We start from the raw sequence: 19,700 nt of genomic DNA, 5'->3' as shown, positions 1-19,700 counted from the left end.
GAAATGGTCCGCAAGGGGGGATAGCTTGCTGTCATGGCCTCCAGGACGACGCACCCCGTACTCGACACCCGTTCACTGAACCGTGCCACGCTCGCCCGCCAGCTACTCCTCAGTCGCGCCGAGATGCCCGCGTTGGACGCCGTCGCGCACCTGCTCGGGCTCCAGGCGCAGAACGTGAAGCCGCCGTACTTCCAGCTGCATGCACGGCTCGCCGGATTCCGGCCCGCCGAGCTCGCCGGGCTGATGGAGTCCCGCCAGGTGGTCCGGATGGTCACCATGCGTTCCACCCTCCACACCCACAGCGCCCAGGACGCGCTCACCCTCCGGCCCCTCGTCCAAGCGCCCCGCGACCGGGAGCTGGGGAACTTCCGCAAGGGCCTCGTCGGGGTCGACCTCGAACGGCTCACCGGGCTCGCCCGGGCGTTCGTCGAGGCCGAGCCGCGCACCATGGGGGAGATCCGTCAGGAGCTGCTGCAGCACTGGCCCGACGCCGAGCCGCAGGCCCTGTCCGTCGCCGCGCGCTGCCGACTGCCGCTCGTCCAGGTCACGCCCCGCGGGGTGTGGGGGCGCAGCGGGCAGGTACGGCTCACCACCGTCGAGCGCTGGCTCGGTGACGTCGTCCCGTCAGGAGCGTCGGCAGGAGACGGAGCAGCAGGAGGAGCAGCAGAAGTCGTCGAGGCGGGTGTGGAGGGGCTGGTGCTGCGCTACCTCCGCGCGTTCGGGCCGGCCTCCGTCAAGGACATGCAGGTATGGGCCGGGCTCACCCGTCTGCGGGAATCCTTCGAGCGGCTGCGGCCGCAGCTGGCCGTCTTCCGAGACGAGAACGGCGTAGAGCTGTTCGACCTGCCCGACGCGCCCCGGCCGTCGGCGGACACCCCGGCGCCGCCCCGCTTCCTGCCCGAGTTCGACAACCTCCTGCTGTCGCACGCCGACCGCACCCGCGTGGTCCCCGCCGACCTCAGGGGCCGTACGTGGCTGGGCAATCAGGCGTACTGCACCCTCCTCCTCGACGGGTTCCTCGCCGGCCTGTGGCGGCTGGACGAGGGCGGCCGGCTCACCGTCGACCTCTTCGGCGGGGCCACCCGCCAGCAGAAGGAGGCCGTCGCGGCCGAAGGGGAGCGGGTGCTCGCCGACATGACCGGGGTCGCGAGCGGGGCGGGCGCCGTCCGCTTCGGGTCAATCCACGGCTGACCCGGCTCTGGTGGGGCGCGCGGCCCGCACGGCACGATGCCCCTCATGACGCACAACACCGTCGACAACGCAGGGGCGGCGGCCGGGAGCGGCGCCGACGCCGGGTTCCGGGCCGCGCGGGACTTCCTCCTCGCCCACCGCGAGGACTACGAGGGCGCCCGCGCCGGCTTCGACTGGCCGCGGCCGGAACGCTTCAACTGGGCCGAGGACTGGTTCGACCACCTCGCCCACGGCGCCGCAGGCACAGCCGACGCCCTCCGCATCGCCGAGGAGGACGGCACCAGCCGCAGCCTCACCTTCCGCGAGCTGTCCGAACGCTCCTGCTCCGCCGCCAACTGGCTGCGCGAACAGGGTGTCGCGGCCGGCGACCGGGTCCTCGTCATGCTCGGCAACCAGCGCGAGCTGTGGGAGGTCATGCTCGGTGCGATGCGGCTGCGCGCCGTCATCATCCCGGCCACGCCCTTGCTCGGCCCCGCCGACCTGCAAGACCGCATCGAACGCGGCCGCGTGCGCCACATCGTCGTGCGGGCCGAGGACACGTCCAAGTTCGACGGGGTCCCGGGCAACTACACCAGGATCGCCGCCGGACCGGAGGTGCCCACCGGGTGGCGGCGCCTGGAGGACCTCCACCGGGCCGACCCGGTCTTCACACCGGACGGCGAGACCCTCGCCGACGACCCGCTGATGCTGTACTTCACCTCCGGGACGACCGCCCGCCCCAAGCTCGTCGAGCACACGCACGCCTCGTACCCGATCGGGCACCTCTCCACCATGTACTGGCTCGGCCTGCAGCCCGGCGACGTACACCTCAACATCGCCTCGCCCGGTTGGGCCAAGCACGCCTGGTCCAACCTCTTCGCCCCGTGGAACGCCGGCGCCACCGCCTTCGTGTACAACTACACCCGTTTCGACGCGGAGCGGCTGATGGCGGAGATGGACCGGCACGGCGTGACCACCTTCTGCGCCCCGCCCACCGTGTGGCGGATGCTGATCCAGTTCGACCTCGGGAAGCTGCGCAACCCGCCGCGCGAGGCGGTCGCCGCCGGCGAGCCCCTCAACCCCGAAGTCATCGAGAAGGTCCGCGACGCGTGGGGCGTCACCATCCGCGACGGGTTCGGCCAGACCGAGACCACCCTCCAGATCGGCAACTTCCCCGGTGTCCCCGTGAAGCCCGGCTCGATGGGGCGGCCCGCGCCCGGATACGAGATCGTCCTCCTCGACCCGGTCACCGGGAAGGTCTCCCCGGACGAGGGCGAGGTCTGCGTGGACCTCGGCCCGCGCCCGGCCGGAGTGATGACCGGCTACCGCGACGACGAGGAGCGCACCGCCGAGGCCATGGCGGACGGGCTCTACCGGACGGGCGACATCGCCGCGCGCGACGCGGACGGCTACCTGACGTACGTCGGGCGATCGGACGACGTCTTCAAGGCCTCCGACTACAAGATCAGCCCGTTCGAGCTGGAAAGCGCGCTGCTGGAGCACGCGGCGGTGGCGGAGGCCGCCGTCGTGCCGGCCCCGGACCCGCTGCGGCTGGCCGTGCCGAAGGCGTACGTTGCGCTCGCCGCCGGCTGGGAGCCCGGGCCGGAGACGGCGCGGGCACTGTTCGCGCACTCCCGCGCGGTGCTCTCCCCGTACAAGCGGATCCGTCGCATCGAGTTCGCGGAGCTCCCGAAGACCGTCTCCGGCAAGATCCGCCGGGTGGAGCTGCGGGAGCTCACCGCGGCGGGCTCGGGGGAGGAGTACGACGAGGCCGACCTGGGTTGACGGTCCGGTCGGTGCGGCTGCCCCGTGCGGCTGCCCGCTGCGGCCGCAGGTGCGGCCGCCGGTGCGGGCTGACGGGTCGACCGGTCAGCCCGCACTGCGCGTGCGTCGGCCGCGGACGGACGGTCCCGAGGGACGGGCGGCTACGCGGGCAGGTGCGCCTCGATCGCCGCGATGACCTCGGCGGACTCGGGCTCGACGCGCGGACGGAAGCGTGCGACGACCTCGCCGGTCGGGGAGATCAGGAACTTCTCGAAGTTCCACTGGATGTCGCCCGCCTCGCCGTCCGCGTCGGGCGTCTGCACCAGCTCCCGGTACAGCGGGTGCCGGTTCTCCCCGTTGACCTCGGACTTCTCCAGCATCGGGAAGGTCACGCCGAAACCGGCCGCGCAGAACGTCTGGATGTCCTCGGCCGTCCCGGGCTCCTGCTCGCCGAACTGGTTGCAGGGCACGCCGATGACGGTGAAGCCCCGCTCCTCGTACCTGAACTGCAGGCGGGCCAGCCCGGAGTACTGCGGGGTGAGCCCGCACTGCGAGGCGGTGTTCACCAGCAGGATGACCTTGCCCTTGTGGGCCCCGAGGGTGGTGGGCTCGTCGGACAGGGTGGTCAGCGGGATGTCGTACAGGCTCATCGGGCTCTCCTCGGCAGGGCGGGCGTGTCGCGGCCAGCGGATATCGCGTCCGAGCCTACGTCCTGGCGCCGGAGCGCGGCTGGACCAGGTCGCCGGGGTCAGGCCCCCGCGGCGACGAGTGCGTCCGCAGGGTCGTTGAGCGGCTGGGGCGTGCCCGTGAGGTCCATGACGAAGAGCGGCATCCGCAGCTCGTCGGCGCGGGCACGGGCCGCCTGCGTGTACCCGGCGAGCGCGAAGTAGACGCTGGTCGCCGAGGCCGTCAGCCCGTTCAGCCAAACGCACTCCACCGCCCGCAGCCCGGCCGGCGCGGTGGTCGGGTCCACCTGGGCGACGAGGCCGGGAGCCCGCAGGTCCACGGCTGCCGTCGGGACGGGCCGGCCGTCGGGCTGGCGGACGTCCCGGAAGCCGAGCCACCGCAGGTAGAGCGCGGCCGTGGCCACTGCGTCCCGGGCGGTGCGGATGGTCATCGGGCGGAAGGCCGGCCGCGGCACCGGCGAGGGCAGCGGCAGCGGCGAAGTGCCTCCCGGCTGCTGCGGGCGGTACGGGCCCGCCGGGCCGGTGACCCGCCGCGGATCGACGGCGGGCGGGGAGCCGGCGGGGAACGGGGCGTCGGAGTCGGCGGAAGGCGGCGAGGCGGGCGAGGGCGGTGAGGCGGGCGAGGGCGGTGAGCCGGGCGCCCGGGAGTCGGCGACCCGGGTGTCCGCCGCGTCCGCCCGGAACGCCCCTGCGGCGGGAACCGCCCCCGCAGAGCCCGCAGAGCCCGTAGATCCCACCGGCCCCGCCGGCCCCACGGGATGCACCGGAACCCTTACCACCGTCCCGCACGCGCCACAGCCCACCTCGGGCTGTGGCCACTCGCTCACCAGTCCGCAGACCCCGCACCGCACCGCCACCCACGACTCCGACCAGGTCCGGTGGGTCAGCGGTACCGGCGGGGCCGTCAGGTCCAGCGGCAGGGCGGCCGGGCTCCCGCAGGCGCAGGGGAAGACCGGGGCGGCGTAACTGCTCTCGCGCAGGCACACCGGGCAGCGCACCGGCACCGCTTCCGTCATGGACCTCGTCCCCCTCCGTCGCTGGGCCTGGCCCCATGCTCCACCACCTGTGAGCACGCCGCGCGGACGTCGGTGATTTTCCCGCCCGGCGGGACGTCGTTTGTGCAACCCGCCCCATCGGACCGTGGCTTTTGGTGGGTTCCGGGGTGCCGAAGCGCCTTGACGCACGCCGAGTGGAGACTTAGCTTGTTTCGCATAACAGAATAAGACTTCCGCATTGCGGAAATAGTCTGACCGCCAGACCGCCAGGAGTACTCGATGCCCCGTATGACAGCCGCAGCCGCCGCCGTGGAGATCCTCAAGCGCGAGGGTGTCGCGCAAGCGTTCGGCGTGCCCGGCGCTGCGATCAACCCGTTCTACCGAGAGCTCAAGAACGTCGGCGGCATCAAGCACACCCTCGCCCGCCACGTCGAGGGCGCCTCCCACATGGCCGAGGGCTACACGCGGGCCAAGGCGGGCAACATCGGTGTCTGCATCGGTACCTCCGGCCCCGCCGGCACCGACATGATCACCGGCCTGTACTCCGCGATCGCGGACTCGATCCCGATCCTGTGCATCACCGGCCAGGCCCCGGTCTCGAAGCTCCACAAGGAGGACTTCCAGGCCGTCGACATCGCGGCGATCGCGAAGCCCGTCACCAAGGCCGCGACCACGGTCCTGGAGGCCGCACAGGTCCCCGGCGTCTTCCAGCAGGCGTTCCACCTGATGCGCTCCGGCCGCCCCGGCCCGGTCCTGATCGACCTCCCGATCGACGTCCAGCTGACCGAGATCGAGTTCGACCCGGAGACCTACGAGCCGCTGCCGGTCTACAAGCCGCAGGCCAGCCGCGCCCAGGCCGAGAAGGCCATCCGGTTCCTGCTGGAGTCCGAGCGCCCGCTGATCGTCGCCGGCGGCGGCATCATCAACGCCGACGCCTCCGATCTGCTGGTCGAGTTCGCCGAGCTGACGGGCGTCCCGGTCATCTCCACCCTGATGGGCTGGGGCACCATCCCGGACGACCACGAGCTGAGCGCCGGCATGGTCGGCGTCCAGACCTCGCACCGGTACGGCAACGCGACCTTCCTGGAGTCGGACTTCGTCCTGGGCATCGGCAACCGCTGGGCCAACCGCCACACGGGCTACAACCTGGAGGCGTACACCAAGGGCCGCACCTTCGTCCACGTCGACATCGAGCCCACCCAGCTGGGCAAGATCTTCGCCCCCGACTACGGCATCGCCTCCGACGCCAAGGTCGCGCTGGAGCTGTTCATTCAGGTCGCCAAGGACCTCAAGGCCGCGGGCGAGCTGCCGGACTTCTCCGCCTGGGCCGCCTCCGCCCAGGAGCGCAAGGCCACCCTGCAGCGCCGCACGCACTTCGAGAACATCCCGATGAAGCCGCAGCGCGTGTACGAGGAGATGAACAAGGCGTTCGGCCCGGAGACCCGCTACGTCACCACCATCGGCCTCTCCCAGATCGCCGCCGCGCAGTTCCTGCACGTCTACAAGCCGCGCCACTGGATCAACTGCGGCCAGGCCGGCCCGCTCGGCTGGACCATCCCGGCCGCCATCGGTGCCGCCACCGCGGACCCGCAGACCCCGATCGTCGCCCTCTCCGGTGACTACGACTTCCAGTTCATGATCGAGGAGCTGGCGGTCGCCGCCCAGCACAAGGTCCCCTACGTCCACGTCCTGGTGAACAACGCCTACCTGGGCCTGATCCGCCAGGCACAGGCCGGTCTCGACATCAACTTCCAGGTCAACCTGGAGTTCGAGAACATCAACACCCCGGAGATCGGCGTCTACGGCGTCGACCACGTCAAGGTCGCGGAGGGGCTGGGCGTCAAGGCCATCCGCGTCACCGATCCGGAGGAGCTGGGCGCGGCCTTCGAGCAGGCCAAGAAGCTCGCCGTCGAGCACCAGGTCCCGGTCGTCGTCGAGGCCATCCTGGAGCGCGTCACCAACATCGCGATGAGCAAGACGGTCGACATGAGCAACGTCACCGAGTTCGAGGAGCTGGCCACCGAGCCCGGTCACGCCCCGACCGCCATCAAGGCGCTGAAGGTCTGACCGACTCCCCGCCCGGTCTCCCCGCCCGGTCTCCCCGCCCGGTCTCCCCGCCCGGTCTCCCCGGCCGGGCGGCCGGGCAGGAGGAGAACGGCACGCGAAGGCCCCCGCCCCCTCCGGACCCAAGGAGGAGGGGCGGGGGCCTTCGCGGTGACGGGGCCCGTGGTGCCGTCCTACGGGCGGGGGCCCAGCTCCGCGTCGACCGCCCCGGCCAGCAGCTCGCGGGCCCGGTCGACGGTCAGGCCGCCGCTCAGCCAGCGCTCGCTGAGCCCCTCCACGAGCGCGGTCAGCCGCTCGGCGGCGTCCAGCGGATCGACCCGGCTAGCGGCCAGGCCGGCAGCCCGGGAGGCCGCGACGAGCTCGGCGGCGTCGCGCACCCAGTCGCGGGTGGACTCGACCAGGTTCGCGCGCAGGCCGTCGTCGAACACGGCGCTGGCCCGCAGCTCGCCCCAGGCGATGCTGTTCTCCCGGACCAGGTCGGTGTCTTGGAGCTCGCTCAGCAGCAGTCGCAGCAGCGCGTCCCGGGCGTCCTCCGCCCCCTCCAGCGCCTCCTCCGTGTAGCCGACGGCACGGTCGTTGACGAAGGCGAGGGTGCGCTGGACCAGCCCTGCACGGTCCTTGAAGTGGTAGTAGATCAGGGCTGTGGACACGCCGGCCTCGGCGGCCAGGTCCTCCACACGGAGTCCTCTGACGCCGCGGCGCGCGATGACGCGCACGGCAGCTTCCAAGATCAACGCCTGGCGGTCGGCCACGGTTTCGGGCACCTCTCGGTCGAGCGGATCTGACTGAGCATTCAGTCAGCCCCCACCCTAGCCCGGCACGCCCGACCGGACACTCGGTCAGCCCCGCCCCGGCTGCGTCCCGGCGGTACGCGCGCGGGCTTCGACTCCGACGACCTCGACGACCCCGACGGACCCCGTGTGAAAAAACTCCGGCCGGAGGCGAATCCTCTCGGCACCTCCCCGTCTCTTATCTGCGTACCGGCCGAACGCGCCGGCAGAACCGGAGGAAACACCCATGATGGTCACCGGCCTCATCGTGATCGGAGCCCTGCTCGTGGGAGCGTGCAGCTGGCACCTGGTGCGGCGCTACAAGGGTCGAAGCTGACCGGCACCCGCCCGCGGGCCGCTTTCCGAGGATGAGGAGCTCATGAACCACCGCCATTCCTGGCCGGAGGAGCGGCTGATCAAAGCCGCTCAGGACGGCGACGTCACGTCGCTCACCACCGTCGTCATGGAATCCCAGCCCCACGTGCGTAAGTTCGCCCTGTCCCTGTGCGCATCGCCGCAGGACGCGGAGGACGCGGCGCAGGAGGCGCTGATCATCCTCTACCGGAAGATCGGCACCCTGCGGGCCACCGGCGCGCTGGCGTCGTGGATGTTCCGGATCGTGCGCAACGAGTGCCTCCGGCAGGTGCGTCTGCTCGTCCCGCGGAGCGACCCGGCGTCGACCGAACCGGAGGCGGCCGCGGAACCGTCCGCGGGACCGTCCGCCGAGGACGCGGTGCTGCACAGACTGGAGGTGGAACGGATCGCGGCCGCGGTCGGTGCCCTTCCCCGTGACCAGCGGCAGGTGCTCGTCATGCGGGACGTACAGGGCCTGCCCGGCAGGACCGTCGCCCATTCGCTCGGTCTGAGCAACGCCGCGATGAAGTCACGGCTGCACAGGGCACGTGCGGCACTGCGCCACTCGCTGGCAGCGCCCCACGGGGCGCCCGACCGAGCCACCGTCCGACCAGGGGGAGGAGACCCGCTACCGTGAACGTTCCGAACACCGTCACCACCACGAAGACCGTGAAGCCCGCCCGGTCCCCACAGGACCCGGCCCCCGCACCGTCCGTGGCGTCGGGGACGAACTTCGCCAGCACGTCCGTCCCGCGCCACCTGGCGCGCGGCGCCATCGGCTTCGGGCTGGTCATCGGCTCGATCTGCCTGGTGCCCGTCGTCGGCCCGGCCGCCCTGCTGGCGGCCCCGTTGGCCCTGGTCGCCTTCCGCGGCTGCCCCACCTGCTGGATGGTCGGTCTGGTGCAGACCGTCTCCCGCGGCCGTCTGGAGCGCCGGTGTGCGGACGGCGTCTGCACCCTCACCGGGGCGCGCCCGGCGGCGGACCGCGCCCAGGAGCCTGCAGCCGACATCACCGCCCCGGCCGCCTCCCGGTGACCGGGGCTCTGCGGCCCGTGCCGTGGACCTCCACCGACAGGTACGGCCACGAAGCGGCGAGACGCGCCAGTTCGGCGGGCGCCACCCGGCCGGCCCTGCGCAGGGCGGCGAGGGGGAGGAAGCGTACGGACGTCCCGGTGGTGCCGTCGTCGGCGATCGGTGTCAGATCGGTCGCGGGGACCCCGTACTCGTACCGCTGGACCCAAGCTCCGCCCGCGCGGCGGTTGGTGTGGACGAGCCGTTCGCTGAGGGCCGCCACGACGGACATGCCCCTGCGGGCGCGGCCGTCGGGAAGGAGCTGTGCGTCCGGGTGGTCGAAGAACCGCAGGTCCTTCGTCGCCATCACCGGCTTCTTCACCGGCCGGCCGTCGGCGTCGAGGCGGGTGTCGGTGCCCCGTCCGCCGTCCGTGACGGACACGGAGCCGTCGGCGTGGAGGGTGACGGTGCAGTGTCCGCCGCCCGTGTACTCGGCCTCGTCGGCCGCGTAGGCGACGACCTCCAGGACCAGGTGCCGCAAGCCGCCGGGGGCGAACGTGGCCGGGTCGTTCCGGATGAGGGTGAGGTGGTCGGTGTCCACCGTGCGCGCCCAGTCGTGCGTCGTGTTGCGCCAAGAGGCCGCAGAACCGTCCATCGGGGCAGTATGCCAACTGCCCCTGCCCCTGCCCCTGCCCCGGCCCCCGCCCGCGTCCAGAAAAGGCAAAGCGCCGGGTCACGGAACCGTCCGTGATCCGGCGCTTCGGCTATGACCGCCCGACGGTGCGAGGCTGGCGCGACAGGACGTTCGCACCGCCGGACGGAGTATGGGGGGAGGTGGTGTTCCCGTACGTGCAGGGGACCCTGTGCGTGGCCCCGTACGTACGAGGAGGAGCGGCTGGGACCGTGGCGGTCGGCGACGGGTACTCCGGCTCCGTCTCCCTCAGGTCAAGAGACGGGCCCGGCACCCATGACCACCGCACTGGCTCGCACGCCCGCCACGGTCCTCGTCCTGCCCCCACCGCGGACCACCCCTCATCCGGGTCCGCAGTGTGGGCCCAGCGCCCGAAGCCCGACCTCCCGCCCGGCTCCCGGCGCAGCTTGCGGCTCTCAGTCCTCGCGCAGCGCGCGGACGGCTTCCTCGACGCGCTTGCCGTAGTCGGCGTCCGCGGCGTGGAAGTGAGCCAGGTTCTTGTCGATGACGTCCTCGCGGCCGACCTGGGAAAGGCCGCCGGCGATGTTCGCCACCAGGCGCTCCTTCTCGGCCTCCGACATCAGGCGGTAGAGCTCGCCGGCCTGGAAGAAGTCGTCGTCCTTGGTGTGGAGCGGGGCTGCGTGGGTGCCCGTGTAGCCGGAGACGGCCTTCGGGGCGCCGAGGGCGAGGCCGGTCTCGGCCGGGCCCCGGTACGAGTTGGGCTCGTAGTTCTTGTCGGTCCGCGCGCCGTTGCGGGTGGCCATGAAGCCGTCGCGGCCGTAGTTGTCCGCAGTCGTCGCCTTGGGGGCGTTGACCGGCAGCTGGGTGTGGTTCACACCGAGGCGGTAGCGCTGGGCGTCGGCGTAGGCGAACAGGCGGCCCTGGAGCATCTTGTCCGGGGAGGCGGTGATGCCCGGGACGAAGTTGTTCGGGGAGAAGGCGGACTGTTCGACCTCGGCGAAGACGTTGTCCGGGTTGCGGTCGAGGACCAGGCGGCCCACGCGCTGCAGCGGGTAGTCGCCGTGCGGCCACACCTTGGTGAGGTCGAACGGGTTGAAGCGGTAGTCCTCGGCCTCGGCGGCCGGCATGATCTGGACGTACAGGGTCCAGGACGGGTAGACGCCGCGCTCGATGGCCTGGAGCAGGTCCGTCTGGTGCGAGTTGGGGTCCTTGCCCGCGAGCTCGGCGCCCTGCTCGGAGGACAGGCAGCGGATGCCCTGGTTCGTCTTGAAGTGGTACTTGACGAAGAACGCCTCGCCCTTGTCGTTCGTCCACTGGTAGGTGTGCGAGCCGTAGCCGTTCATGTGGCGGTACGAGGCCGGTATGCCGCGGTCGCCCATCAGCCAGGTGATCTGGTGCGTGGCCTCGGGGGCGTGCGCCCAGAAGTCCCAGACGTTGTCCGCCTCCTGCTTGCCCGTGAAGGGGTCGCGCTTCTGGGAGTGGATGAAGTCGGGGAACTTGATCGGGTCCTTGATGAAGAACACCGGGGTGTTGTTGCCGACGAGGTCGTAGTTGCCCTCTTCGGTGTAGAACTTCAGCGCGAAGCCGCGCGGGTCGCGGACCGCGTCCGCGCCGCCGAGCGAGTCCGCCACGGTGGAGAACCGCAGGAAGGTCTCGGTCTTCTTGCCGACCGAGTTCAGGAACGCGGCGCTGGTGTAGGCGGTGACGTCGTCGGTCACCTCGAAGTAGCCGTACGCGGCCGAGCCGCGCGCGTGCACCACGCGCTCCGGGATGCGCTCACGGTTGAAGCGGGCGAGCTTCTCGAGGAGCTGCTGGTCCTGGATCAGGAGCGGGCCACCGACGCCGGCGGTGGCGGAGTTCTGGTTGTCGGCGACCGGGGCGCCGGACTCGGTCGTCAGCGTGCGCTTCGACATGGTGACCTTCCGTACGGGAAACTGCTGACGGAAAGCGTTTTCCGTCATGCGGAACAGCCTAGGTTCGGGCCGATCGCAGCGTCAACAGTTTGTTGAACAAACGTGGAGAGTGGTGATCCGGACGGTGCCGGCGCCTGGGCGCGACAGGACAGGTGTCAGCACCAGCACCATCCGGAAACTCAGACCCCCGGCGGGGGAGGTGCGGCCCGCTCGGGCTGCCGGCTCGGCTCGACCGGCTCGACCGGCTCGACCGACTCGGTCGACCCGGTCAGACCCGCTCGCCGGAGAGGCGCTCGACGGCGCGCAGCAGGGCCGAGTGGTCCAGGCCGCCGTCGCCCTGGGCGCGCAGCGAGGCGACGAGCTGGGCGACGACCGCGCCGACCGGGAGGGCCGCACCGACGTTGCGGGCGGCGTCGGTGACGATGCCCATGTCCTTGTGGTGCAGGTCGATCCGGAAGCCGGGCTTGAAGTCGCGGTTCAGGAAGTTGTCCTTCTTGCGGGTCAGTACCGTAGAGCCGGCCAGGCCGCCGTTCAGGACGTCCAGGGCAGCGGTCAGGTCCACGCCGGACTTCTCCAGGAAGACCACGGCCTCGGCGCACGCCTGGATGTTGACGGCGACGATGAGCTGGTTGGCGGCCTTGACCGTCTGGCCGGAGCCGTGCGGGCCGCACAGGACGATGGTCTTGCCGAGGGCCTGCAGGATCGGCAGGGCCTCGTCGAAGTCGGCCTGCTCGCCACCCACCATGATCGACAGTACGGCCTCGATGGCGCCGGCCTCCCCGCCGGAGACGGGGGCGTCGATGACGCGGATGCCCTTCGCCTTGGCGTTCTCGGCCAGGTCGACGGAGGTCTGCGGGGTGATCGACGACATGTCGATGACCAGCGCGCCGGTCCTGGCGTTCTCCAGGATCCCCTCGGGACCGTAGGAGATGGCCTCGACCTGCGGCGAGGCCGGCACCATCGTGATGATCACGTCGGCGTCCGCGACGGCCTCGGCGATGGAGCCCGCCGCGGTTCCGCCGGCCGCCGCGAGGCGGTCCAGCTTGTCCTGCTCCAGGGTGTAGCCGGTGACCGGGTAACCGGCCTTCAGGAGGTTCTCGGACATGGGGGAACCCATGATGCCGAGGCCGATCCACGCGATCTTGGGGAGGTTGTTGCTCATTGTGACGGGGTCCTTCTCTGAAAAGCTCTGGAAGCTGCGTACGAAAAGTGGCGGGCGCGCCTGGGGGAAACTCCGGACTTCGCCCTCTTACCGGGCGGCGCGGGCCTCGGCCGGCAGCCAGCCGAAGGACGCGGCGGCGTCCGCGGCCTTGTACTCCAGGCCGACGAAGCCCTGGTAGCCGGCTTTCCGCAGCTGGTCGAGGAGGTCCTCAAGGGGCAGCTCGCCCGTGCCCGGGGCGCCCCGGCCCGGCTTGTCCGCGATCTGGACGTGGCCGGTCTTGGCGGCGTACTTTTCGATGACCTCCGAGAGGTCCTCGCCGTTCATCGCCAGGTGGTACAGGTCGAGCAGGAACTTGGCGTTCCCGAGCCCGGTCGCCCCGTTCACCTTGTCCACGACCTCGATCGCGGACGGCGCGCTCACCAGCGGGTAGAGCGGCGATTCGGGCTCGTTCAGCGTCTCGATCAGCAGGACCGCGCCGACCCGGTCCGCGGCGCGGGCCGCCATCACCAGGTTCTCCAGGGCGAGTTCGTCCTGGACGGCCGGGTCCGCGCCCTCGACGCGGTTGCCGTAGAGGGCGTTCAGCGCCTTGCAGCCGACCGAGGCGGCGAACTCCGCCGCGACCTCGATGTTGGCGCGGAAGCGGTCCGACTCCGCACCGGGTACGGAGACCGCTCCGCGGTCGGGGCCGGGGAGCTGCCCCGCGTAGAAGTTCAGACCCACCAGCTGGGTGCCCGCGTCCTCAAGGGCCTTCTTGAGGGCGTCGAGCTCTTCCTGAGCCGGGGTGGGGGTGTCGATCCAGGGCCACCACAGCTCGACCGCGGTGAAGCCCGCCGCGGCGGCGGCCGCGGGGCGCTCCAGGAGCGGGAGTTCCGTGAAGAGGATCGACAGGTTCACATCGAAGCGCTGGTCCGTGTATCCCATGAGGGGTGTGCGCTCCTTCCGTATTGCGGAAGTTTGTTTCTGCTTGATGGAAGACTGCATGGGTCGGAGCGTGGATGTCAAGTGGGGGCTGCCGGAATTTCGGTACCTCGGGGTAGCTTGACCAGGTGCGATTGAGAGTGGAGTTCACGACCGAGCCCTTCGACCTCGAAGAGGCGCCCGCCCATGCCGTGGCCGCCCGCGAGGTCATCCAGGGGGCACAACTGGACGCGGTCGACGTCGGCCCGTTCGGCAACACCGCGGAGGGCGAGGCCGGCGAGGTGCTCCGGGCGGTGTCGGCACTGCTGCGCGACGCGCTGGGGGCCGGGGCCACCCGCGTCTCCCTCCAGGTGAACGTGATCGGGGAGGGCGTCGAATGACCGAGCCTCGCGACCACCCCTTCGTCGCCGCGGTCAAGCCGCTGGTCGACGCGATGGGCGGGGTGCTCATGGATCCGGCCCAGGCCGAGCCCGACGACGTCGTGCTGGCCTGGGAGGGGCGGGACGTGCTCGCCGTGCGCCTGCCGCAGCTGGGCGAGTCCCTGGACCACATCCTGGCCGCGCTGGAGCGCCGCCACGGCGTACCGCTGGCACAGCTCGACCGCAAGACCAAGCAGGACGTCGTCCGGATACTGGAGGCACGCGGCGCCTTCACCGTGCGTCACGGCGTCGAGACCGTGGCCGGCGCCCTCGGCGTCAGCCGTTTCACCGTTTACAACTACCTGAACAGGGAAAACCCCAATAAAAACAACCAGGGGTGAACCTGTCACCACCCATGGTCACGAGCCGTCGTCCGAATCGACCGGACGGCGGCTTTTGTGTCGGGGAAGTTTCAACAAAGTGTTGACGCCGTGTTGTCGAGGGCGTTAGCTATGCGCAGCCCGTCAAAGCAATAGGCCACGGAGGCTTCCCGTGACTTCGAGTCCGACCCCGGGGCTTCCCCGGTTCAACGCCCTGGACGATGCAGCGGCCGCGGCCGAACTGCACGAGGTGTGCGCCAGCGCGGCCTGGGGCAGCAAGGTCCTCGCCCGGCGCCCCTTCGCCGACGCCCCCTCCCTCTTCGCCGCGAGCGACGCCGCCATGGCGGAGCTCACCACGGCGGACCTGGAGGAGGCCATGGCCGGCCACCCGCCGATCGGCCGTCCGAAGCCGGGCGACCCGACCTCGGCCCGCGAGCAGCGGGGCATGGCCGGGGCCTCCGAGGACCTCAAGGCAGAGCTGCTCGAACTGAACCTGGCCTACCAGGAGAAGTTCGGCCACGTCTTCCTGATCTGCGCCACCGGTGCGACCGGCGAGCAGATGCGGGACGCGGTCAAGGTCCGGATCCAGAACACCGCCGAGGTCGAGCGGGAGATCGCCCGCGGAGAGCTCGTCAAGATCAACCGGATCCGTTTGACCCGCCTCGCCGAAGGAGAGTGACACGCCACATGAGCACCGAGACCACCGCATCGGTGTCCACGCACATCCTGGACACCAGCATCGGCCGTCCCGCCGAGGGCGTCGCCATCTCGCTCGCGGCCCGCAGCGGCCGCGACGCCGGGTGGACCGCCCTGGGCGGCTCGGCCACCGACGCCGACGGGCGTTGCAAGGACCTGCCGGCACTGCCGGAGGGCACCACCCACGTACGCCTCGACTTCGAGACCGAGGCGTACTTCGCCAAGAAGCAAGCCGCCGAGGCGCAGCAGGACGCCCCCCGCGTAAGGGACAGCGGTGCGTTTTTCCCCGAGGTGACCATCACGTTCGCGGTCAACCCGGGCGAGCACTACCACGTACCGCTGCTGCTCAACCCGTTCGGCTACTCCGTTTACCGAGGGAGCTAGCAGACCATGCCCACGATTCTCGGCCAGAACCAGTACGGCAAAGCAGAGAACCGCGTCGTCAAGATCACGCGGGACGGCGACACCCACCACATCAAGGACCTGAACGTCTCCGTCGCCCTCTCCGGCGACATGGACGACGTGCACTACTCCGGCTCGAACGCGAACGTCCTCCCGACGGACACCACCAAGAACACGGTGTACGCCTTCGCCAAGGAGTACGGCATCGAGTCCGCCGAGCAGTTCGGCATCCACCTGGCCCGCTGGTTCGTAGGCAGCCAGGAGCCGATCTCCCGGGCGCGCATCCGCATCGAGGAGTACGCCTGGGAGCGGATCCAGACCTCGGACTCGAACTCCAAGTTCATCGGCGCGGACGAGGTCAAGCACTCCTTCGTCCGCAAGGGCCAGGAGACACGCGTCACCCAGATCACGTACGACGGCCGGAACTGGGAGGTCATCTCCGGCCTCAAGGACCTGATCGTCATGAACTCCACGAACTCCGAGTTCTGGGGCTACGTGAAGGACAAGTACACGACCCTTCAGGAGGCGTACGACCGCATCCTGGCCACCCAGGTGTCGGGCCGCTGGCGGTTCAACTGGACCGACGACGAGCAGCGGATGCCCAACTGGGAGAAGTCCTACGCGGCCACCAAGAAGCACATGCTGGAGGCCTTCGCGGAGACCTACTCCCTCTCCCTGCAGCAGACCCTGTACCAGATGGGCTCGCGCATCATCAACCACCGTTCGGAGATCGACGAGGTCCGCTTCTCGCTCCCGAACAAGCACCACTTCCTCGTCGACCTGGAGCCGTTCGGCCTCAAGAACGACAACGAGGTGTACTTCGCCGCGGACCGCCCGTACGGCCTGATCGAGGCCACGATCCTGCGGGACGGCGCCGACGCGCGCATCCCGGTGGACCTGACCAACCTCTAGGCCCGGCCGGCACCCGGTGTCCCGGGGCTCCGCAGTGGCCCCGGGACCCGGACCCACCCGCAGCGCGCACCGACCCGCGCACCCCCCGCGCCTCACCCGCGCACACCGAGCCCGCGCACACCCACCCCGCGCATCCACCCGAAACACCTTCGAACTTCCCGAACTCGGCACCCGGAGCATCACACGGGGCGGCAGTACTGTCAGCTGCCAGGCCCCGGTTTCGGCACTCAAATCCCCTGGGTCCTGCCGTGCCCGCACCGCCACTGAAAGCACGAGGAAGCCCCATGGCAGCCACTGACAGCGAGACCCGGCGCATCGTCATCGAGAACTGTGCGATCGCGACCGTCGACGCCGACGACACCGAGTACGCCTCGGGTCACATCGTCATCGCCGGGAACAGGATCGAGGCCATCGGCGCGGGCAGCGCCCCCGACGGACTCGAGAACGTCGTACGCCGCATCGACGGCACGGGCCACCTCGTGACCCCCGGTCTGGTCAACACGCACCACCACTTCTACCAGTGGATCACCCGCGGCCTGGCCACCGACCACAACCTCTTCAACTGGCTCGTCGCCCTGTACCCGACCTGGGCGCGCATCGACGAGCAGATGGCCCACTCGGCCGCGCAGGGCTCCCTGGCCGCGATGGCCCGCGGCGGTGTCACCACCGCGATGGACCACCACTACGTGTACCCGAAGGGGGCCGGCGACCTCTCCGGCGCGATCATCCGCGCCGCCTCCGACATGGGCGTCCGCTTCACCCTGGCCCGCGGCTCCATGGACCGCAGCGAGAAGGACGGCGGCCTGCCGCCGGACCACGCCGTCGAAACCCTTGAGGGCGCCCTCGCCGACACCGAGGCGACCGTCAAGAAGTTCCACGACGCGTCCTTCGACTCGATGATCCAGGTCGCGGTCGCCCCGTGCTCCCCCTTCTCGGTCTCCACCGAGCTGCTCAGGCAGGGCGCCGAGCTGGCCCGCCGCCTCGGCGTGCGCATGCACACCCACGGCAGCGAGACGGTCGAGGAGGAGAAGTTCTGCCACGAGCTCTTCGGCATGGGCCCGACCGACTACTTCGAGTCGACCGGCTGGCTCGGCGAGGACGTGTGGATGGCGCACAGCGTGCACATGAACGACTCCGACATCGCCGCCTTCGCCCGGACGAAGACCGGTGTGGCGCACTGCCCGTCCTCCAACGCCCGTCTGGCCGCGGGCATCGCCCGCGTCCCGGACATGCTCGCCGCCGGCGTCCCGGTCGGCCTCGGCGTGGACGGCACCGCCTCCAACGAGTCGGGCGAGCTGCACACCGAGCTGCGCAACGCGCTCCTGATCAACCGTCTGAACCCGGTGCACCGCGAGGCCGCGCTCACCGCCCGCCAGTCGCTGCGCCTCGGTACGTACGGCGGCGCGCAGGTCCTCGGCCGGGCCGACAGCATCGGCTCGCTGGAGGTCGGCAAGCTCGCCGACCTGGTGCTGTGGAACCTCAGCACCTTCCTGCACTCCTCGATCGCCGACCCGGTCACCGCCCTGGTCTTCGGTGCGGCCGCCCCGGTGACCGCGTCGTTCGTCAACGGCGAGCAGATCGTCGAGGACAACCGGCTGCTGACCGCCGACGAGGACGCCATCGCCCGCTCCACGCGGGCCGAGGCCCAGCGCCTCGCGCGCATCGTCGCGCAGGGCTGATCCCCAAGGGTTCCGGCCGGGGGGGACGGCCCCCGGCCGGCGGCCGCGGACCCGAGCGGGGTCCGCGACAGCCGTTCCCGGGCGGCACCGACGGCTCGCCCGAGGTGCCTCCCGGGGTCGGTGACGGTGACTCGTGCCCCGTGCCGTCATCCGACCTGACGCCCGTACGGCGGAACGACTCGGGCGAATCGTTTCCGCACTGCTTTCGACCCGCACCGTTTTCACACCACCTCCTTGACACCCACGTCCCTGCCGACGTGTTCAACCGACCGGAGGAAGCCGTGGCCCAGGCGCCCAGGTTTCGCAACGTTGCCGTCGCAGTACCGGGGGAGAAGCATCCGGTCGACGAGACCCTGCCCCCGCTGAAAATGTTCACCAGCGGCCTCCAGCACGTGGCCGCCATGTACGCGGGCGTCGTCGCCCCACCCATGATCGTCGGCCCGGCCGTGGGACTCTCCCCCCGGGACACCGCCTTCCTGACGGGCGCCTCGCTCTTCACCGCCGGCCTCGCCACCCTGCTCCAGACGCTCGGCTTCTGGCGGATCGGCGCGAAGCTCCCCTTCGTCAACGGCGTCTCCTTCGCCGGCGTGACCCCGATGATCGCCATGGGGAAGGACCGGGGCGCCGACGCCCTCCCCGTCATCTTCGGCGCGATCGTCGTCGCCGGTGTGCTCGGCTTCCTCGCCGCCCCCTACTTCGGCAAGCTGGTCCGCTTCTTCCCGCCCGTGGTCACCGGCACGGTCATCACCCTCATCGGCATCTCCCTCCTCCCCGTGGCCTTCAATTGGTCCCAGGGCGGCAGCCGCACCGCCGCCGACTACGGCTCCGTGCAGAACATCGGCATGGCCGCCGGCACCCTCCTCATCGTGCTGCTGCTGCGCAAACTGCTGCGCGGCTTCCTCCAGCAGATAGCCATCCTGCTCGGCCTGGCCGCCGGCACCCTCGTCGCGGTCCCGCTCGGCATGGTGAACACCGACGCCCTGCGCACCGCGGACCTGGTGGGCTTCCCGACGCCCTTCCACTTCGGAGCCCCGCAGTTCCAGGTCGCCGCCATCGTGTCGATGTGCATCGTCATGCTGGTCTGCATGACCGAGTCCACCGCCGACATCCTGGCCCTCGGCCGGATCGTCGACCGGCCGGCGGATGCCCGGACCATCGAGGGCGGGCTGCGCGCCGACGCCCTCGGCAGCGCGCTGAGCCCCCTGTTCAACGGGTTCATGTGCAGCGCCTTCGCCCAGAACATCGGGCTCGTGGCCATGACCAAGGTGCGCAGCCGGTACGTCGTCGCAGCCGGCGGCGGCATCCTGATCCTGCTCGGCCTCTGCCCGGTAGCCGCCTCCGTCATCGGCGTGGTCCCGCTGCCGGTCCTCGGCGGCGCAGGCATCGTGCTCTTCGGCTCGGTCGCGGCCAGCGGCATCCAGACCCTGGCCGGCGCAGCCATGGAGCGCGGTGAGAACGCCCTGATCGTCGCCGCCTCGGTCGGTGTCGGCCTGATCCCGATCGCCGCCCCGGACTTCTACCACGCCTTCCCCGAGGACCTGCTCGTCGTCCTCGACTCCGGCATCAGCACCGGCTGCGTGGTGGCCATCCTCCTCAACCTGGCCTTCAACCACCTCGGCACCCGACGCGGTGCGGCCTCCGCGGCCGAGGGCCGTGCGGCACCGGTGCCCGCGCACTGACCGCCCGTACGACCCCGTCGGCACCGGCGGTGGGGGGGGGCCCCCCACGCCGGGGGGGGGGGGGGCCCCCCCGGGCCGGCGCGGCGGGGGCCCCCCCCCGCCGGCGGGCGGGGGCGGGCCGCCCGCGGCGCCCC

Annotated in this window: 19 protein-coding genes; 12 read left to right on the top strand and 7 right to left on the bottom strand. The window is 71.0% G+C overall.

Annotated elements, in window-relative coordinates:
* The first annotated feature begins 33 nt into the window (after positions 1 to 33).
* Together ACFV7Q_RS29525 and ACFV7Q_RS29520 are read left to right on the top strand one after the other, a co-directional pair.
* Positions 34 to 1,191, top strand: a complete 1,158-nt coding sequence (locus ACFV7Q_RS29525; protein WP_385432933.1) for a winged helix DNA-binding domain-containing protein — start codon at positions 34 to 36, stop codon at positions 1,189 to 1,191.
* A 45-nt stretch (positions 1,192 to 1,236) separates the two neighbouring features.
* Entirely contained in the window at positions 1,237 to 2,955 is a 1,719-nt protein-coding gene (locus ACFV7Q_RS29520) for an AMP-binding protein (RefSeq protein WP_385432931.1), read from the top strand.
* Between the two features lie 140 nt (positions 2,956 to 3,095).
* Here the strand turns inward: ACFV7Q_RS29520 and ACFV7Q_RS29515 are convergent, their stop codons facing one another.
* Entirely contained in the window at positions 3,096 to 3,584 is a 489-nt protein-coding gene (locus tag ACFV7Q_RS29515; protein WP_385432929.1) for a glutathione peroxidase, read from the bottom strand.
* 98 nt (positions 3,585 to 3,682) lie between these two features.
* The gene (locus tag ACFV7Q_RS29510) at positions 3,683 to 4,636 is read right to left on the bottom strand and encodes a hypothetical protein (RefSeq protein ID WP_385432927.1); all 954 of its coding nucleotides are present in this window, start codon (positions 4,634 to 4,636) and stop codon (positions 3,683 to 3,685) included.
* Between the two features lie 258 nt (positions 4,637 to 4,894).
* Between ACFV7Q_RS29510 and gcl the strand changes: the two genes are divergently transcribed.
* Positions 4,895 to 6,682: a glyoxylate carboligase gene (gene gcl, locus ACFV7Q_RS29505; RefSeq protein WP_385432925.1), complete on the top strand. Its 1,788-nt coding sequence runs from the start codon at positions 4,895 to 4,897 to the stop codon at positions 6,680 to 6,682.
* A gap of 170 nt (positions 6,683 to 6,852) precedes the next feature.
* Here gcl and ACFV7Q_RS29500 read toward each other — a convergent pair whose 3' ends face one another.
* Positions 6,853 to 7,431: a TetR/AcrR family transcriptional regulator gene (locus ACFV7Q_RS29500; RefSeq protein WP_385432923.1), complete on the bottom strand. Its 579-nt coding sequence runs from the start codon at positions 7,429 to 7,431 to the stop codon at positions 6,853 to 6,855.
* A 397-nt stretch (positions 7,432 to 7,828) separates the two neighbouring features.
* On the opposite strand from ACFV7Q_RS29500, the gene ACFV7Q_RS29495 reads away from it, so the two are divergent.
* Complete coding sequence (locus tag ACFV7Q_RS29495; protein WP_385432922.1) at positions 7,829 to 8,440, top strand: RNA polymerase sigma factor; 612 nt, start codon at positions 7,829 to 7,831, stop codon at positions 8,438 to 8,440.
* Positions 8,437 to 8,838, top strand: a complete 402-nt coding sequence (locus ACFV7Q_RS29490; protein ID WP_385432920.1) for a hypothetical protein — start codon at positions 8,437 to 8,439, stop codon at positions 8,836 to 8,838. Before ACFV7Q_RS29495 ends, ACFV7Q_RS29490 begins: the two co-directional genes overlap by 4 nt.
* On the opposite strand, the gene ACFV7Q_RS29485 is transcribed toward ACFV7Q_RS29490, so the two are convergent.
* From ACFV7Q_RS29485 to ACFV7Q_RS29470, 4 genes are all read right to left on the bottom strand, one after another.
* Positions 8,813 to 9,469, bottom strand: coding sequence for an ATP-binding protein (locus ACFV7Q_RS29485; RefSeq protein WP_385432918.1), 657 nt, complete (start codon positions 9,467 to 9,469; stop codon positions 8,813 to 8,815). The two genes, ACFV7Q_RS29490 and ACFV7Q_RS29485, sit on opposite strands and share 26 nt — an antisense overlap.
* Before the next feature lie 452 nt (positions 9,470 to 9,921).
* Positions 9,922 to 11,379, bottom strand: a complete 1,458-nt coding sequence (locus ACFV7Q_RS29480) for a catalase (RefSeq protein WP_385432948.1) — start codon at positions 11,377 to 11,379, stop codon at positions 9,922 to 9,924.
* Between the two features lie 268 nt (positions 11,380 to 11,647).
* Positions 11,648 to 12,541, bottom strand: coding sequence for a 2-hydroxy-3-oxopropionate reductase (locus ACFV7Q_RS29475; RefSeq protein ID WP_385432916.1), 894 nt, complete (start codon positions 12,539 to 12,541; stop codon positions 11,648 to 11,650).
* Between the two features lie 87 nt (positions 12,542 to 12,628).
* A complete protein-coding gene (locus ACFV7Q_RS29470; protein ID WP_385432914.1) occupies positions 12,629 to 13,462 on the bottom strand; it encodes a TIM barrel protein in 834 nt (277 codons plus the stop codon).
* 125 nt (positions 13,463 to 13,587) lie between these two features.
* Here ACFV7Q_RS29470 and ACFV7Q_RS29465 point away from each other — a divergent pair, with 125 nt between their 5' ends.
* The 7 genes from ACFV7Q_RS29465 (at position 13,588) to ACFV7Q_RS29435 (ending at position 19,566) form a co-directional block, all read left to right on the top strand.
* Positions 13,588 to 13,839 carry a hypothetical protein gene (locus ACFV7Q_RS29465; RefSeq protein WP_385432912.1) on the top strand — a complete coding sequence of 84 codons (252 nt, stop codon included), beginning with the start codon at positions 13,588 to 13,590 and terminating at the stop codon, positions 13,837 to 13,839.
* Entirely contained in the window at positions 13,836 to 14,219 is a 384-nt protein-coding gene (locus ACFV7Q_RS29460) for a helix-turn-helix domain-containing protein (RefSeq protein WP_385432910.1), read from the top strand. The genes ACFV7Q_RS29465 and ACFV7Q_RS29460 overlap by 4 nt, the downstream gene beginning before the upstream one ends.
* Before the next feature lie 151 nt (positions 14,220 to 14,370).
* Entirely contained in the window at positions 14,371 to 14,877 is a 507-nt protein-coding gene (gene uraD, locus ACFV7Q_RS29455) for a 2-oxo-4-hydroxy-4-carboxy-5-ureidoimidazoline decarboxylase (protein ID WP_385432908.1), read from the top strand.
* An 8-nt stretch (positions 14,878 to 14,885) separates the two neighbouring features.
* Complete coding sequence (gene uraH, locus ACFV7Q_RS29450) at positions 14,886 to 15,278, top strand: hydroxyisourate hydrolase (protein WP_385432906.1); 393 nt, start codon at positions 14,886 to 14,888, stop codon at positions 15,276 to 15,278.
* 6 nt (positions 15,279 to 15,284) lie between these two features.
* Positions 15,285 to 16,208, top strand: coding sequence for a factor-independent urate hydroxylase (gene pucL / locus ACFV7Q_RS29445; RefSeq protein WP_385432904.1), 924 nt, complete (start codon positions 15,285 to 15,287; stop codon positions 16,206 to 16,208).
* Positions 16,209 to 16,492: 284 nt separating this feature from the next.
* A complete protein-coding gene (locus ACFV7Q_RS29440; RefSeq protein ID WP_385432902.1) occupies positions 16,493 to 17,887 on the top strand; it encodes an 8-oxoguanine deaminase in 1,395 nt (464 codons plus the stop codon).
* Positions 17,888 to 18,168: 281 nt separating this feature from the next.
* Complete coding sequence (locus tag ACFV7Q_RS29435) at positions 18,169 to 19,566, top strand: nucleobase:cation symporter-2 family protein (RefSeq protein ID WP_385432947.1); 1,398 nt, start codon at positions 18,169 to 18,171, stop codon at positions 19,564 to 19,566.
* The last annotated feature ends 134 nt before the right edge of the window (positions 19,567 to 19,700 follow it).

The organism is Streptomyces sp. NPDC059851 (assembly GCF_042732005.1).
GTDB lineage: Bacteria > Actinomycetota > Actinomycetes > Streptomycetales > Streptomycetaceae > Streptomyces.
This window is presented reverse-complemented; position numbering and strand designations above follow the sequence as displayed.

Excerpts from the sequence above, each read along its gene's own strand:
- ACFV7Q_RS29525 (WP_385432933.1), top strand. The coding sequence starts at position 34 with ATGGCCTCCAGGACGACGCACCCCGTACTCGACACCCGTTCACTGAAC.
- ACFV7Q_RS29520 (WP_385432931.1), top strand. The coding sequence starts at position 1,237 with ATGACGCACAACACCGTCGACAACGCAGGGGCGGCGGCCGGGAGCGGC.
- ACFV7Q_RS29515 (WP_385432929.1), bottom strand. The coding sequence starts at position 3,584 with ATGAGCCTGTACGACATCCCGCTGACCACCCTGTCCGACGAGCCCACC.
- ACFV7Q_RS29510 (WP_385432927.1), bottom strand. The coding sequence starts at position 4,636 with ATGACGGAAGCGGTGCCGGTGCGCTGCCCGGTGTGCCTGCGCGAGAGC.
- gcl (WP_385432925.1), top strand. The coding sequence starts at position 4,895 with ATGCCCCGTATGACAGCCGCAGCCGCCGCCGTGGAGATCCTCAAGCGC.
- ACFV7Q_RS29495 (WP_385432922.1), top strand. The coding sequence starts at position 7,829 with ATGAACCACCGCCATTCCTGGCCGGAGGAGCGGCTGATCAAAGCCGCT.
- ACFV7Q_RS29485 (WP_385432918.1), bottom strand. The coding sequence starts at position 9,469 with ATGGACGGTTCTGCGGCCTCTTGGCGCAACACGACGCACGACTGGGCG.
- ACFV7Q_RS29480 (WP_385432948.1), bottom strand. The coding sequence starts at position 11,379 with ATGTCGAAGCGCACGCTGACGACCGAGTCCGGCGCCCCGGTCGCCGAC.
- ACFV7Q_RS29475 (WP_385432916.1), bottom strand. The coding sequence starts at position 12,541 with ATGAGCAACAACCTCCCCAAGATCGCGTGGATCGGCCTCGGCATCATG.
- ACFV7Q_RS29470 (WP_385432914.1), bottom strand. The coding sequence starts at position 13,462 with ATGGGATACACGGACCAGCGCTTCGATGTGAACCTGTCGATCCTCTTC.
- ACFV7Q_RS29460 (WP_385432910.1), top strand. The coding sequence starts at position 13,836 with ATGACCGAGCCTCGCGACCACCCCTTCGTCGCCGCGGTCAAGCCGCTG.
- uraH (WP_385432906.1), top strand. The coding sequence starts at position 14,886 with ATGAGCACCGAGACCACCGCATCGGTGTCCACGCACATCCTGGACACC.
- pucL (WP_385432904.1), top strand. The coding sequence starts at position 15,285 with ATGCCCACGATTCTCGGCCAGAACCAGTACGGCAAAGCAGAGAACCGC.
- ACFV7Q_RS29440 (WP_385432902.1), top strand. The coding sequence starts at position 16,493 with ATGGCAGCCACTGACAGCGAGACCCGGCGCATCGTCATCGAGAACTGT.